This window comes from Chitinophaga sp. (assembly GCF_036566945.1).
Taxonomy (GTDB): Bacteria; Bacteroidota; Bacteroidia; order Chitinophagales; family Chitinophagaceae; genus Chitinophaga.
Genome location: NZ_DATCVJ010000693.1, coordinates 1 through 14778, shown reverse-complemented (window position 1 = coordinate 14778; position 14778 = coordinate 1). Strand labels below are relative to the sequence as shown.

Annotated in this window: 13 protein-coding genes; 8 read left to right on the top strand and 5 right to left on the bottom strand. The window is 45.6% G+C overall.

Features of this window, described 5'->3' with window-relative positions:
• From VIP81_RS20965 to VIP81_RS20950, 4 genes are all read left to right on the top strand, one after another.
• On the top strand, window positions 1–1911 hold a 1911-nt coding region (locus VIP81_RS20965; protein WP_331965810.1), incomplete at its 5' end, for an LmbE family protein.
• 13 nt (window positions 1912–1924) lie between these two features.
• Window positions 1925–2101: a hypothetical protein gene (locus VIP81_RS20960; RefSeq protein ID WP_331965807.1), complete on the top strand. Its 177-nt coding sequence runs from the start codon at window positions 1925–1927 to the stop codon at window positions 2099–2101.
• A 5-nt stretch (window positions 2102–2106) separates the two neighbouring features.
• Window positions 2107–2238, top strand: a complete 132-nt coding sequence (locus VIP81_RS20955; RefSeq protein ID WP_331965804.1) for a hypothetical protein — start codon at window positions 2107–2109, stop codon at window positions 2236–2238.
• Complete coding sequence (locus tag VIP81_RS20950) at window positions 2235–3938, top strand: sodium:solute symporter (RefSeq protein WP_331965801.1); 1704 nt, start codon at window positions 2235–2237, stop codon at window positions 3936–3938. The genes VIP81_RS20955 and VIP81_RS20950 overlap by 4 nt, the downstream gene beginning before the upstream one ends.
• A gap of 159 nt (window positions 3939–4097) precedes the next feature.
• Here the strand turns inward: VIP81_RS20950 and VIP81_RS20945 are convergent, their stop codons facing one another.
• The 4 genes from VIP81_RS20945 to VIP81_RS20930 are packed head-to-tail and all read right to left on the bottom strand — an operon-like array spanning window position 4098 to window position 7660.
• A complete protein-coding gene (locus tag VIP81_RS20945; protein WP_331965798.1) occupies window positions 4098–4685 on the bottom strand; it encodes an HAD-IB family hydrolase in 588 nt (195 codons plus the stop codon).
• The gene (locus VIP81_RS20940; protein WP_331965795.1) at window positions 4682–5413 is read right to left on the bottom strand and encodes an SDR family oxidoreductase; all 732 of its coding nucleotides are present in this window, start codon (window positions 5411–5413) and stop codon (window positions 4682–4684) included. The genes VIP81_RS20945 and VIP81_RS20940 overlap by 4 nt, the downstream gene beginning before the upstream one ends.
• Window positions 5414–5441: 28 nt before the next feature.
• On the bottom strand, window positions 5442–6773 hold the full coding sequence (locus VIP81_RS20935; RefSeq protein WP_331965792.1) for an FAD-binding oxidoreductase: 1332 nt from the start codon (window positions 6771–6773) through the stop codon (window positions 5442–5444).
• The gene (locus VIP81_RS20930; protein ID WP_331965789.1) at window positions 6773–7660 is read right to left on the bottom strand and encodes a decaprenyl-phosphate phosphoribosyltransferase; all 888 of its coding nucleotides are present in this window, start codon (window positions 7658–7660) and stop codon (window positions 6773–6775) included. Before VIP81_RS20930 ends, VIP81_RS20935 begins: the two co-directional genes overlap by 1 nt.
• A gap of 109 nt (window positions 7661–7769) precedes the next feature.
• On the opposite strand from VIP81_RS20930, the gene VIP81_RS20925 reads away from it, so the two are divergent.
• From VIP81_RS20925 to VIP81_RS20910, 4 genes are all read left to right on the top strand, one after another.
• Window positions 7770–9401 carry a hypothetical protein gene (locus VIP81_RS20925; RefSeq protein WP_331965786.1) on the top strand — a complete coding sequence of 544 codons (1632 nt, stop codon included), beginning with the start codon at window positions 7770–7772 and terminating at the stop codon, window positions 9399–9401.
• A 278-nt stretch (window positions 9402–9679) separates the two neighbouring features.
• Window positions 9680–10297, top strand: coding sequence for a CGNR zinc finger domain-containing protein (locus tag VIP81_RS20920; protein ID WP_331965783.1), 618 nt, complete (start codon window positions 9680–9682; stop codon window positions 10295–10297).
• A complete protein-coding gene (locus VIP81_RS20915; RefSeq protein ID WP_331965780.1) occupies window positions 10290–11189 on the top strand; it encodes an EamA family transporter in 900 nt (299 codons plus the stop codon). The genes VIP81_RS20920 and VIP81_RS20915 overlap by 8 nt, the downstream gene beginning before the upstream one ends.
• A gap of 226 nt (window positions 11190–11415) precedes the next feature.
• A complete protein-coding gene (locus VIP81_RS20910; protein ID WP_331965777.1) occupies window positions 11416–13602 on the top strand; it encodes a bifunctional alpha,alpha-trehalose-phosphate synthase (UDP-forming)/trehalose-phosphatase in 2187 nt (728 codons plus the stop codon).
• Between the two features lie 203 nt (window positions 13603–13805).
• Here the strand turns inward: VIP81_RS20910 and VIP81_RS20905 are convergent.
• A partial coding sequence (locus VIP81_RS20905) for a glycoside hydrolase family 15 protein (protein WP_331965774.1) occupies window positions 13806–14778 on the bottom strand: 973 nt, incomplete at its 5' end.

Genomic DNA, 14778 nt, shown 5'->3' with positions numbered 1-14778 from the left:
CGCTTTCCGGAACAGCTTAGCCTGGTGAAACCCTGGCAAGCCAAACGCATCCTGTGGAACACCTTTAACTTCGGTAGCGTTAATACTACTGCCGACGACCAGTTTAAAATGGACGTAGGCACCTTTAACCCATTACTGGGTAAAGGCTTCGGGGAAATAGCCGCCGAAAGCCGCTCTCAACACAAAAGCCAGGGCTTCGGTGTCGCAGCCTCCAGAGGCAGCTCCCAGGAATATTTTCTTACTATAAAAGGAAATACGCCTAAAAACAGCTTACTGGATGACGTAAATACCAGCTGGTCAAGGATTCCTGGAGGCGATAAAATAGGCGCCCAGGTAGATGCCGCACTCGCTGCCTACAACATGGAAGATCCTGCCGCCTCCGTTTCTGCACTGCTCGGAATACGCCGCGCTATCCAGGCTTTGCCCGATGGCTACTGGCGCAATCTCAAACTAAAGGAAACGGAACAACTGATCTATGCCTGCGCAGGCCTGTGGGCAGAAGCTTACAGCACTTCACAGACAGTAGTACCAGGTAATAATATGGAAGCCACCGTGCAACTGATTAATAGGGGCAATGTGAAAGTAACCCTGGAACAGATCGACCTGCCCGGTAAACCTAATGCCTCCGGGAAACAGGAGCTGGCCTATAATAAATTTACCAGCATTTCCCAAACCCTGCCGGTGCCGGACAATACACCGGAATCGCAGCCTTACTGGCTGGCAGATGCACATCCGGTAGGCATGTACATTATCAAAGATCCTTTACTGGTAGGAAATCCTGAAAACATACCGGCGCTGCAGGCACAAATCCACCTGCGCATCGGTGACCAGGACTTCGTCATCAGCCGCCCCATACAATATAAATATACCGATCCTGTAAAAGGGGAGATCTACCAGCCCCTGGTCATTGCACCTCCTGTAGTAGCAGACCTCAGTAACCAGGTATATATTTTTACGAACACCAAACCGCAGGCCGTCCCCGTGAAAATAAAAGCCATGGCGGACAATGTGAAAGGGACCGTTCACCTGCAATTACCCGCCGGTTTTACCGCAGCCAATAATAGCGCCACCTATGCGCTTGCGCAGAAAGGCGATGAGGTAGAGTTGCGTTTTAATATCAATCCGGTGAAGGGAGTGAGTGATAATCACGTAGATACGTTCACGGTAGTAATGGAGTGTAACGGTAAGGAATACACGCAGAGCTTACAACAAATCCGCTACGACCATATTCCACTCATTACTTTATTCCCGGCTGCACAAGGAAGACTCGTATCTGTAAACCTGAAACACAACGGTAACCGCCTCGGATATATTCCCGGCGCCGGTGATATGGTCGCAGCTTCACTCCGTCAGGTAGGTTATGATGTGACCGAGCTGGGTGAGAAAGATATCATGAACGGCAATCTGCAACAATACGATGCCATCATTGCCGGTGTAAGGGCGTATAACGTAAACGCACGTATGAAGTATTGGCAGCCTAAGCTGATGGAGTATGTAAAAAATGGTGGCAAGCTGGTGATACAATACAATGTAAACGGTCCACTCGTAATCAATGACCTGGGGCCTTATCCGTTCAGCCTTTCCCGCGACAGGGTCACAGATGAAAATGCCAGGGTGAATTTCATCGATCCGAAAGATCCGGTATTCCATTATCCCAATGAAATTACCGACGGCGATTTCAATGGCTGGGTTCAGGAAAGAGGATTATATTACACGGTAAACGCCGATAAGGCTTATGATAAGCTCTTTACCATGAACGATAAAGGAGAATCTCCACTAGATGGTTCTACACTGGTGGCACATTACGGTAAAGGAAGTTATGTATATACCGGCTTATCGTTTTTCAGGCAGCTGCCTGCAGGCGTACCCGGTGCATACCGGTTATTTGTAAACCTGATTTCTGTTAAATAGTGATTGAAAGAAAATGAGTAAGAAACACGAACAACATCGGCCCAGACTAAGAATTGCGGCTATCTTTTGTATTATCCTGGGGCTGCTGATAGGTTTTTCTATTAAACGCGTACAGGTGGGGTTAGTGATAGGGATCGCACTGGGACTGTTAACAGGAAGCATGTGGAGTAAAAGTAATTCAAACGATTAATATCTATGGCAGCTGACAATCTGCAGGAAGAGAAACCGCCTTTATTTCCTTCATGGAATTATTGGTACGCATTGGTAATAGCCTGGTTGCTGTTGCTGATCGTACTCTTCTACTTATTCACCAAAACCTTTTCATGAGCCCTTTAGATTGGATTGTACTGGTAAGTACACTCACAATAATTATATTTTATGGTGTCTGGAAAAGCCGTGGCCAGCGAAACATGGAAAGTTATTTCCTCGATAACCAGTCCATGCCCTGGTATATCGTACTGCTGTCTATTATAGGTACCCAGGCCAGTGCCATTACCTTTATATCGGCTCCCGGTCAGGCTTATACCGACGGAATGCGCTTCGTTCAGTATTATTTCGGATTGCCGCTGGCCATGGTAGTGCTTTGTATCACCTTTGTACCGATCTTTCACCGGCTAAAAGTATATACCGCGTACGAGTACCTGGAACAACGGTTTGACCTGAAAACCCGCACGCTGGCGTCTTCACTCTTCCTGATACAACGGGGTTTATCTACCGGCATCAGTATTTGTGCGCCTTCCATTATATTATCTTCTCTGCTGGGCTGGAATCTTTACTGGACCAATATGATCATGGGCGGATTGCTCATTATCTATACCGTTGCGGGAGGCACCCGGGCTGTAGCCTATACACAAACGTTTCAGCTGGTCATCATTTTCGGGGGCATGTTCCTCGCCGGCTGGATGGTGGTACACCTGCTGCCAAACGATATCGGTTTCAAACAGGCGTTACAGGTATCCGGTAAAATGGATAAGCTGAATGTGATCGTTACCCGATTCGACTGGAAAGACAAATACAATATATGGAGTGGGATCATAGGGGGCTTCTTCCTGGCTTTGTCCTACTTTGGAACGGATCAATCGCAGGTGGGCCGCTATCTGACAGCTAAGTCTGTGAAGGAAAGCCGCCTGGGTTTACTGATGAATGGCCTGGTGAAAGTACCGATGCAATTCCTGATTTTGCTGATTGGCGCCCTCGTGTTTGTATTTTACCTCTACTTCAAAGCGCCGATCTTCTTTAATGAAGCCCAGCTGGCAAGGGTTCATAAAACAGAACAAGGACCTGCATTAATAAAACTGGAAGATAGGTACAGTGAGCTGGGGCAGTTAAAACAGCAACAGGTAAAACAGTTGGCAGCCGCACTGGAAACAGACAACGGCGCACAGGTGGCCATTGCTAAAAAGGCACTGCAGCAAACCGATGATAAATCGCAGCAGCTGAGAACAGAAGCGCTATCCTTGATTAAAGCATCCGATCCTACCGCAGATACCAACGATACCAATTATATCTTCCTCCATTTTGTGGTGAACAGCTTACCCAAAGGACTGGTAGGTTTGCTCATCGCTATTATTTTCCTCGCGGCCTGGGGGAGTATTGCAGCAGCCTTGAATTCGCTGGCTTCCACTACAGTGATAGACGTGTATAAACGTTTGTATAATGAGCATGCCACTGAGGAGCACTATCTCAAAATGTCTAAGCTCTGGACCCTGATATGGGGGGTGTTTTGTATTGTGGTAGCGCAGTTCGCAGGTAACCTCGGTAGTTTAATAGAAGTGGTGAACGTACTGGGTTCCTGGTTTTACGGAGTCACCCTGGGTATTTTCATGGTGGCATTTTACCTCAGGAAGGTAGGAGGAACCGCTACTTTCTGGTCGGCCATCATTGCGGAAATCGCAGTGCTGGTGATCTATTGGACGGGAACAGTTTCTTTTCTCTGGCTAAATGCCATTGGTTGTTTGCTGGTGGTAATACTGGCGCTGGTGTTTCATTATATTTTTCCGCCTTCGGCGAGACAGGAAGCGAAATAAGTCATTCCATATATACAATCGTCAAAAAAGCCATTGAAGTAGCAATTACTTCAATGGCTTTTTTAGTATTCAAAAAATCAAAAAATCAAAAGATCAAAAAATCAAAATCAGTATAATCAATATAATCAGTATAATCCTGGGTAAGACAAATTAGCCACCTTACTGAAACGGCCTAAAGTTAGGAAATTGTGCCAGCGCCAGCATAGGCCGGTCGCCTTCACTGTCGCCGTAGGCATAGATCTCCTGGAAGTTTTCCAGCCGGTAAGCCTGACGGATGCGATTTACTTTTTCTTCTCCATTACAATTGATATCCTGGATCTTACCGGTGATCTGTTTGTTTTTAACTTCCAGGCGTGTGCCTAAACATACAATGTTTTCCTTTCTGCACCAGGGCGCTACCCAGTCCTGTGCAGAAGCGGTAACCACGACCACATGATGTCCCTGCTCCTGATGTTTTCGTATAGCCGTTAACGCAAGTGGACGAATAAGGTCAGGCAAACGTTCCCTGCAAAAGGCATCGCAGCCGGAAGTAAAATCCGAGGCTGACATCTCCCCAAAAAAATAACTTAATACCTGTTCCTTCATTTCCTGTGCGGGGATCATCTTTAATTTGAACCGCAGCAATGCCGGTAGCAGTTGTACTACACCGGCATACATGGCAGCCCTGCCTCTGTGGAAACGGATGATTTCCCACAGCGTATCCCTGTTGGTAATGGTGCCATCAAAGTCAAAAAAAGCAATCGTCACAGTGAAAGTTTTTTAAAGATGCCTTCAGGTATTGATTTGATAATGAGCATAATATATTTCCAATGCCATTTTACATACAATACGTTTTTTTGCTTCTTCATCGCATTAAATACGGCATTAGCCACTGCTTCCGGCTGCGCAGTGAGCAGGGGAGGAAGTGTCAGGTGCTGCGTCATACGGGTATTTACGAAACCCGGTTGTACACTCATCACGTGTACGCCACTACGAAAAAGCCGGTTGCGCAACCCACTCAGGTAAGCGGTAAAACCAGCTTTCGCACTACCATAAATATAATTACTTTGTCGGCCTCTTTCTCCCGCTACGGAGCTGATACCGATAATGGTGCCCTGCTTTTTTGCTGCATAGCTTTCTGCCACTATATTTAAGATGGAAACAGCGCCGGTATAATTGGTATTAATAATGGCGGCGGCTTCTACCCAGTTTTGTTGTGCTTTCTCCTGATCTCCGAGGTAGCCAAATACACAAATGGTGATATCTGGTTGTACCGGAAGACCGGCATAGAAAGCCGCATGGGTATTAAAATCGGTCGCATCAAATGCGTGGGTGGTTGCGGTAACGCCATAGCGTACCTGCAGGTCCTGTTGCTGCGGTTGCAAGGCAGCCGTTTGGCGGCCTGCTAACTGAATATCGAATTTTTCGGCGGCAAATTTTCTGGCTATGGCTACTGCCATGTCCGAACCTGCGCCTAGTAGTAACACTGTGGGCATGAGAGGTGTTTGGTTAATCAGGGGAAAACTATTTTATCAAAGATAATCTTTCAGATTGAAGGGATTCAAAATGCAGGTCGCCGTTATATTGTTTCACAATATCGGCGAACTTCCGGGCATTAGGGTAGCTGTTCCAGTATATTTCCGGTTTCATCCTGGCATCTTTAGACAGGTATAAACGGCCACCATATTGCAATACAATTTCATCCAGTTCGTCCAGGAACTCAAAGAGCCCTTTGCGGATCGGAAAATCCAACGCCAGCGTATAGCCTTCCATCGGGAAGGAAATGAGACTATCCTGTTTGCCGAATACTTTGAGTACTGCCAGGAAAGAGCCCCAGCCTTTGTCGCTGATTCTTTGCAGAATCGCCACAAGACCATCTTTCTGTTCCAGCGACACCACAAACTGGTATTGCACAAATCCCGCTTTGCCATAACCACGGTTCCAGTGCAGGATAGCATCCAGAGGATAGAAGAAGGGCTCATAAGGTATTACCTTATGCATTACCTTTTTATAATTCTTCCCATAGTATAACCAGTTGAATGCTTTCACGGTAAAAGTATTCAAAGCAAAGGAAGGCAGATTGAAGGGGAGACTCAGTTTTCGTTTAGCCGGCAGGGTAAGGGGCGCTTTCTTTTGCTGTTCATTCAGTTCTTCCGGGGTGGCATGTTCACCTACAATCAAAATGCTCCGCCCAAAGGAATCGCCTTTTTGAAGGCAATCAATCCAGGCCATGGAGTAGGTATAGTGCTTATATTCATCAAACAGGCGGATCACCTCTTCCAGATTTTTGGCTTTCAGCTGCGTTTGTTTGATGTAGGCCGTGGCTATTTTTTTTAGGCTGAACTTTACGCGGGTAATGACACCGGTAAGACCCATGCCTCCACAGGTAGCCCAAAACAAGTCGTCATGGTTCCCCGCCGCACAGCAGATCGTTTCACCGGAAGCGGTTAATACATCCATATCAATGATATGACCGGAAAAAGCGCCATCCACATGGTGATTCTTACCATGCACATCAGAGGCCACTGCACCGCCAACTGTAATATATTTGGTGCCAGGGGTAACGGGTAAAAACCATCCTTTGGGAACGATGATATCCAGTACCTGGTCCAGCGTTACGCCAGCTTGTAAATCAATAATGCCATTTGTCGCATCGAAAGAAAGCATCTTATCATACTTCAGCATGGAAATGCTATGCTGACCCAAAGAGGCATCACCATAACAACGGCCATTGCCTCTGGCAATCATGTGGGAGTTCGCTACCACATATTTGCGGAGCTGATCCTCCTGTGTAAATACGCTTTCATCACTGGCAACAGCAGGGTAGTTTCCCCAGTTGGCTAACCGTTTTTGCATTATTCAAAGAATGTTTTATCTGTCGGTAAATAAATTAATACATAAAAACTAAGCACCCACAGGAGTATGGTTAATTGAATAAAACGGTCTTTATATAGGATTTTGGTGGGAGAACCTGTATTGTTCTCCACGTAGGTTATTTGCAAATATCGTAATAATCCGCCAATTACAAAAAGGGTGGTGTAATAGAGGCGATAGGTATGAAACCTGGCCTGTGTTTCCGGCGAAATGGTATACATAAGATAACATACAATCATCACGGCAGACACCAACGCCAGCATTACATTCAGGAAATCCATGTTATAGCCGCTGGCAGCTTTCCGCATTTCCTTTCCGGAATCCTGTTTAATCAGGATGTCATCCCGACGCTTGGCGATCGCCATAAAAAGGGCTAGTAGAAATATCATAATCGTTAGCCATTCAGACATCGCCACATCGGCGGCAACGCCACCTGACTTCACCCTTAATACAAACCCGGTAGACAGGATCATGATATCCAGGATGGAGATATTTTTTAAGCCGAAACAATAGAGCAGATTCAGTACGAAATAAATGCCCAGCACAAACATGAACTTCTCACTGACAAAACTGGCAACGAGGGTACCCATTAATATGCATAAAGCAAAAAGAAGCAGGGCAGTAGTTTTGGAAATGGCGCCGGAGGCTAAGGGACGCTTGCACTTAATGGGATGCTGTTTATCGGCCTCTATGTCTTTGTAATCATTGATGATATAAATGCTGCTGGCAATAAGACTAAAAGCTACAAACGCGATGAGTAAATGAAGCAGCTTGGAGGTGTTGAATATTTCCCCTGCGAAAAAAAGCGGAATAAACAGGAATGCATTTTTAACCCAATGTTTTGGTCTAAGTAATTTGATGTATTTCATGGGGAACTAAAAAGTTGATTCTTGACAGACCAAGATACAATTTATTCGATTACTTTTGCCCCCATTCATATTAGCGGATGATTACATTTACAGCAAATCCCAAACGTCTATGTCAATTTTTTCCCTGAACGGTCGCAAGTGGACCATTACCGAAATCTCGATTATCATATTGCTGGCGCTCGTGCCTTTGTTTGTGACATTTCCCTACCGGGTAAACATTTTCCTTTCCTGGGAAGGCGCTTACCGCATCTCCTCCGGTCAGATTCCCTTTAAAGATTTCGGATCTCCATTAGGTTATGGGTTCTGGATCATCCCTGCACTTTTCTTTAAGATCTTTGGCCCCGAAATGATTTCCCTGGTAAAGGCCCAGGTGCTGATTAATATTATCGCAGGCTTTGCTTTCCGTTCTATCCTGAAAAGTTTAGATGTAAGGCCGGGCATCAGGTTGCTGTCTGTGTTGGTGTTTGTGTTGTCATATTCCTTCTTCAATTTCTGGCCATGGTATAACCATACCGTCATCGTGTTTGAGCTGGTGGGCATCAGTTTCCTGTTTAAGTCTTTCTTTTCGGATAACCGTACCCGTAGTTATATCTGGATGGCGGCAGCGGCACTGTTCATCTTCCTGTCTGTTTTTACCAAACAAGACGGAGGAGGCATGGCCTTTATGCTTTGCCTGCTGTTCCTGGCGTACAATTGCTTCCAGACCCGCCGCTGGATAGACTTCCCCATTTTCATCGGGATGTTCGTACTGATTGCACTGCTCTTTATTGTTCCGCTGATGCCGGGTTTTGCTTACTGGTTTAATCACGGACAACCACCGCATAGCTCACGTTTAGCCGTAAACGATTTTACAGATGAAATTCTCGGTAACTCCAATTGGATCAAAGCATATGTGGTGCTGGTGATCTTTTGCATAGTTGCGAAAGTGAAACAATGGAGCACCTGGTTGCAAAGGCGCCGGGAAGTATTATTTGTTTTGCTGACCTTGGGTATTTTGGGAGAAGCAGCTATTTTCCAGGTGACCAGCTACACCCCGCCAGACAATAACATCTTCTTCCATAGTTTCGCTTTTGCCTTCATCGCCTCTTACCTATGTGAGATGCTGCATATTTATATTGACCGTCCCAAGCCTTTGCTCGGCGCCATCCTGCTGGTGTTGTTCTGGTGGTCCGGTACCTGGTGGAAGTACATCGGCCGTTTTACCGACCGTTTGTTTCCTGCTCAGGAAATGGTGGATGCCCACAATCCGAATCATGAGAATGTAGTCAACAGGCGGAATTTTATGATCAACCAGGACACAACAGACGTTCCTGTTTCGTCCTGGATATTCTCCGATCTGAAGCCTTTCCGTAAAATTTATATGCCACCTTCCACCGTACAAGGGATGGATCGTATCATGTCGTTACCGATGGTGAAAGGTAACAAGGGCGATTTGAAAGTGCTCAATATGACGGAGCTGACACCTTTGGCAGTAGCTATTCCATACAAGCCGGAATCCGGACCGGATTGTCCGTTATGGTATCATCTGGGAGTAGGGATGTTCAACAGGCAGTTGGCTACCTATAAACAGAAGGTACAGGATCATCATTATGACCTCATATTATTTGAATATGCACCAGGCTTAAATAACTTTTTCCCATTTGCATTGAGGGATGAATTGAAGTTGCATTACCATCAGGTGGATAGCTTTCTGGCACCAAGAAGACCAACAGGTGCAATAATTGAAGTATATGTAAAATAAATTATGTATCTTTCTGCCGGAATAACAAGATCCGGAGACATATCTTCTTCCCGGATCATTAAAATACTATCAACAGACGATAAAAAACAGCCTCTCAGTAGGCTGTTTTTTGTTTTGCAAACAATTGATTTTAATGTAGTTATTTGGATGATGTTTAAGTACTGTTTCAGGTAGATGAAATTCTGATTTATACCCTCTTTTTTATTAACCGGTAAAATAAGTTTTGCTGGTTAATAATTAAATTTACCTTTGTGAGGTAGGACTAAAAATCAGGAAATATGTCTGCTCCCAAATCCATTTCCACCCTCCGTCTCGACGGTGGAATTTTATGTCTTGATTTCGTCAATACAGTTGACAATCGCAAAAAAACAACGACCTGTGATTACCTTTCCGACTTCAAAGAATTGTTGCAATGGTATGCTCATACCCGGGCCTTATCTCCCAAAATTATTCATACGCTGGAAAGACTTGCAAAAGACTATCCGCAAAAAGCGGCGATTGTTTTTGAGAAAAGTATCTTGTTGCGGGAATTGTTGCATCGGTTATTTGTTGCCATGGTTGCAGGCAAGAATCCGGCGGCAGGTGACCTGGTACAGTTTAATAGTTACCTCGGAGAGGCATATGCCAACATAGAAATCAGTTGGTCGGCAGGCGCCGGACAATTACAGTTTAATGCGCCGGCGTTGGAGCAGGTGTATTGGTGGCTCGTAAAATCGGCTGTTGAATTATATACTTCAGATAAACCCGCGGCCGTAAAAGAATGTCCTGCCTGTGGGTGGCTCTTCCTGGACAAGAGCCGTAACGGCTCCCGCAGATGGTGCAGCATGAGCACCTGTGGAGATGTAGATAAAGTAACCCGGAATTATCAGCGTACAAAAAGAAAGAAAAATGAATAAGCAGACAGGCAGTTTGTCGTCTAAGATGATCTTATGCCTTTTAGCCGTATATATTATCTGGGGCTCTACTTACCTCGGAATGAAGATCGCCACCAAGGTGATGCCGCCGTTCTTGTTGTCGTCTATGCGCTTTTTGCTGGCGGGCAGCTTGTTGCTTGCTATTGGATGTTTACGGGAAAGGACATGGCCCACCCGTCAACAGTTTTTATCCGCCTGCTTTGTAGGTGTAGCCCTGATAGGTATAGGTAACACGACGGTAGCAGTAGCCGTACATTATATGCCTTCGGGGCTGGTGGCGCTCATGGTAGCGGCCATGCCTGCCTGGATCATGGGAATGGACTGGGCTTTTTTCAGCAAGCGACGTCCTTCCGGATTAACGTTGCTGGGTATTGCTATTGGCTTCGCAGGCCTTTTCCTGTTGTTTAATCCCTTTGCACACCATGAGGCGCGTACCTTTCCTTTATGGCCGGTGGCGGTAGTCGTAGCAGGCAATATCTGCTGGGCGGCAGGTACCTTGTTTGTTCAGCGTTTGCCTATGCCCACACAAATTACCAGTACTGCTATACAAATGCTGGCCGGAGGCGTTTTCGCTTTCTTGGTTAGCCTGATCTCCGAACCCGGTGCGTTCAGTACATTGCCCCACATGACAATAGAAGGATGGCAGGCTTATACTTACCTGGTGCTTATTGGCTCCCTGGTAGGATATACTTCCTATAGCTGGCTATCCAAAAATGCGCCACCGGGACTCACGGCTACCTATGCATACGTAAATCCTATCGTCGCCTTATTTCTAGGCCGGGCTATCGGTAATGAAGCAATTACAGGGATGGTAGGACTGTCTGCTGCCATCGTTATTAGTGGCGTAGTGATGATGACTTTAGGACGTAAATAAGCTTTTTACTTTCATTTCCCCTTGATAATGACTATATTGTGGTTTCACACTTGTACAGGTATAGCCCTTATCCCTCTCGGGATAAACCCTGTTGATGAACCATAGCCTTTGTAGCAGCATTGTATTTATTTATATATGTAGGTTCCGCTCTTTTGGGTGCATTTTTTGTTTTTGTGGGTGCTATTCCGATTGAACGTAATTAGATAATAGATTATATAAACTGACTATGCGAAAGACCATTATTGTATCGAACAGGCTACCAGTAAAGATTTCAGAAACAAACGGTGATTATGTGCTACAGCCCAGCGAAGGCGGCTTAGCAACGGGTTTGGGATCTATTTACAGAGAAGGGAATAATATCTGGATAGGCTGGCCGGGACAGGAAATTATCGATCCCAGGGAGCAGGAAAAAATGACGAAGCAGTTGCGTAAAATGAACCTGATGCCGGTTTACCTGTCACAGGACGAAATCAACAACTTCTATGAGGGCTTTTCAAATGAAACATTGTGGCCAGTATTCCACTATATGGCCGTTTATGCCCACTATGAACAATCACACTGGGATTCCTATTACCAGGTAAATAAAAAATTCAGGGATATTATTATGAAAGTAGCAGAACCCGGAGATATCATCTGGGTACATGACTACCAGTTGTTATTACTACCGGGAATGATCCGGGCAGAAATGCCGGAGATCTCCATTGGCTTCTTCCAGCACATCCCATTTCCTTCTTACGAATTATTCCGCCTGATCCCCTGGCGCACAGAAATACTGGAAGGTATGCTGGGCGCAGACCTGATGGGCTTCCATACTTTTGATGATACCCGTCACTTCCTCAATGCGGCTAATCGCCTGCTGCCGGTGAATACCTCCGCTAACGTAGTATCCTATAACGACAGGGCCATTGTAGTAGAAACATTCCCCATGGGCATTGATTTTAATAAGTATGCCAGCATGGGCAAAGATCCGGAAGTACTGCAACAGATGCAGCAGCTGAAAGAAAACTTTCAGGAAGAGGACCGGTTAATATTATCTATCGACCGGCTGGATTATAGTAAAGGGATTCTGCAAAGACTCGAAGCATTTGAACTGTTATTACAATTGCATCCGGAATACGTTGGTAAGGTAGTGCTGTATATGATTGTAGTGCCTTCCCGCGATACAGTAGCACAATACAAGGAGCTGCGCGACCAGATAGATAAGTATGTGGGGAATGTTAATGCCCGTTTCCGCACCCTGGCCTGGCATCCTATTCAATATTTTTATCGTTCGTTCCCACTGGAAACCTTATCTGCCCTCTATAATTTTGCAGACATCTGCCTGGTAACACCCATGCGTGATGGTATGAACCTGGTGAGCAAAGAGTACGTGGCCAGTCGCAATAATAATGATGGGGTATTGATTTTGAGCGAGATGGCCGGCGCATCTAAAGAACTGATAGATGCCATCATTGTAAATCCCAACAACATTGGCGCCATCACCCGCGCGATCGTGGATGCGCTCAATATGCCACTGCCAGAGCAACAGCGTCGTATGAAACAAATGCGCACCGTGGTGGCCAAATTTAATATTAACCACTGGGTGAAACTATTTATGACCCGGCTGGAAGAAGTCAATCAAATGCAGCAGAATATGCTGGCCCGCCGGGTGAACCAGGAAACCGCCGTTTTAATCAGGCAGCAATACTTCAATACAAAAAAACGTATCATCTTCCTGGACTACGACGGCACACTGGTCGGCTTTCAACCCAATATAGATATGGCTTCGCCCGATCCGGATCTGTACCAGCTCCTTCGTGAACTGGCCAGCATACCGGGCAATGACCTGGTGATGATCAGCGGCAGGAACCATGAAACATTGGGGGAGTGGTTCGGTCATTTAAAACTGGACCTGATAGCCGAGCATGGCGCCTGGCAAAAGACCAAGGAAGGAGAGTGGTACCAGCTCCCGGGTTTAACAGATAAATGGAAATCCGAAATACAACCTATCATGGAACTGGCCACCGATCGTACGCCTGGCTCTTTCATAGAAGAGAAAAGCTATTCCCTGGTATGGCATTATCGTAAAGTAGAATCCGGGTTGGGTGAACTGCGCGCCAATGAACTGATGAATACCCTCCGTTATTACACCGTAGAAAAAGGGCTACAGGTACTGCCTGGCGACAAAGTAATTGAAGTGAAAAATGTAGAAATCAATAAGGGTAAAGCCGCTCTCAGCTGGCTGAATCACAAAAAGTACGATTTCATTATGGCGATGGGAGATGACGTAACAGATGAAGACATCTTTAAAGCACTTCCATCTAAAGCTATTACCATTAAAGTAGGTAGCCAGGTATCGGCCGCACAGTATTACTTAAGAAGTTATCATGAGGTAAGGCATTTATTGAGGACCCTCAGAAGCAGAGAAATGTAGCGAATTTTGTCTTACCCAGGATTATACTGATTTAGATGATTTTCCCTATTTTGTTTTTACAGGATTATAAAAGATTATGGGAGATATAAGCGAATCCGCGTATATCTCCCATAATCTTTTAATCACAAGAAATCCTACAAGTAAAAATCCGGAAAATCATCTAAATCAGTATAATCCTGGGTAAGACAAAAATTCGCTACAAGCTATAAAAATATCGGTACATCCAGTTTCATCGATATCCGGTACGCCGCGTTCATCAAACCCACATGGCTATACGCTTGCGGGAAATTACCCCACTGACTGCCGGTTTCGGCTTCTACGTCTTCACTAAAGAGTAGCAGGTGGTTGGAATATTGCAGCAGTTTACCGAATTCGCGCTGGGCATCATCCAGGCGCCCAACACAGGCCAATGCTTCAACATACCAGAACGCACATACGAGAAATGTAGTCTTAGGCTTACCAAAATCGTCGGAGTGACGATAACGGTAAAACAATCCCTCCGGTGTTTTAAGTTCTTTTTCCAACCCCAGGAGATGATCACGGGCACGCTCGGAAGCAGGGTCCAGGTAGTTCATCATGATCAACTGCAAGGTGCTGGCATCCAGGTGCTGACTGCCGGCGGCATTCGTATATACTTTTCTTATCGGGTCATAGCAGCTTTCAATATGTGCAGCAGCGCGGTTTTTCAGCTCCAGGGCTTGTTGCAGGAGGGTATCGTTACCGATGGTCCGGGCCATTTTTTCTGCAGCGGCACAGCCGGCCCACTGAAAAAGATTCGTATAGCAGTGGATGTTAGCCATATTGCGGAACTCCCAGATGCCTGCATCTTTTTCATCAATCGTTTTTTCAATCTTCTTGAGCAGCAGGGCTATCCAACGATCCGAATCTTTTCTTTCCGAAAAAATAAAACGGTGGTCGGTATATAAAGGAAGCATGGATATCAGTACCTGTCCATATATATCATTCTGAATATGTTCGTATGCCTGGTTGCCAATTCGAACGGGTTTGTTATCCATATAGCCATCCAGATGGGGGAGGATAGTTTCGGATAAAGTCTTTTGACCCGTAATGCCGTACAGTGGCTGATAACGGAAGTCTCCGGAGAAGGAGATATCTGTTATATAACCAAAGTAGCGTTCCATTTCTTCAAAATGTCCGATATGGTTTAAGGCGGTG

Bases quoted from the DNA above. Each gene is read 5' to 3' on its own strand.
- VIP81_RS20960 (WP_331965807.1), top strand. From the start codon at position 1,925: ATGAGTAAGAAACACGAACAACATCGGCCCAGACTAAGAATTGCGGCT.
- VIP81_RS20955 (WP_331965804.1), top strand. From the start codon at position 2,107: ATGGCAGCTGACAATCTGCAGGAAGAGAAACCGCCTTTATTTCCTTCA.
- VIP81_RS20950 (WP_331965801.1), top strand. From the start codon at position 2,235: ATGAGCCCTTTAGATTGGATTGTACTGGTAAGTACACTCACAATAATT.
- VIP81_RS20940 (WP_331965795.1), bottom strand. From the start codon at position 5,413: ATGCCCACAGTGTTACTACTAGGCGCAGGTTCGGACATGGCAGTAGCC.
- VIP81_RS20935 (WP_331965792.1), bottom strand. From the start codon at position 6,773: ATGCAAAAACGGTTAGCCAACTGGGGAAACTACCCTGCTGTTGCCAGT.
- VIP81_RS20930 (WP_331965789.1), bottom strand. From the start codon at position 7,660: ATGAAATACATCAAATTACTTAGACCAAAACATTGGGTTAAAAATGCA.
- VIP81_RS20925 (WP_331965786.1), top strand. From the start codon at position 7,770: ATGTCAATTTTTTCCCTGAACGGTCGCAAGTGGACCATTACCGAAATC.
- VIP81_RS20920 (WP_331965783.1), top strand. From the start codon at position 9,680: ATGTCTGCTCCCAAATCCATTTCCACCCTCCGTCTCGACGGTGGAATT.
- VIP81_RS20915 (WP_331965780.1), top strand. From the start codon at position 10,290: ATGAATAAGCAGACAGGCAGTTTGTCGTCTAAGATGATCTTATGCCTT.
- VIP81_RS20910 (WP_331965777.1), top strand. From the start codon at position 11,416: ATGCGAAAGACCATTATTGTATCGAACAGGCTACCAGTAAAGATTTCA.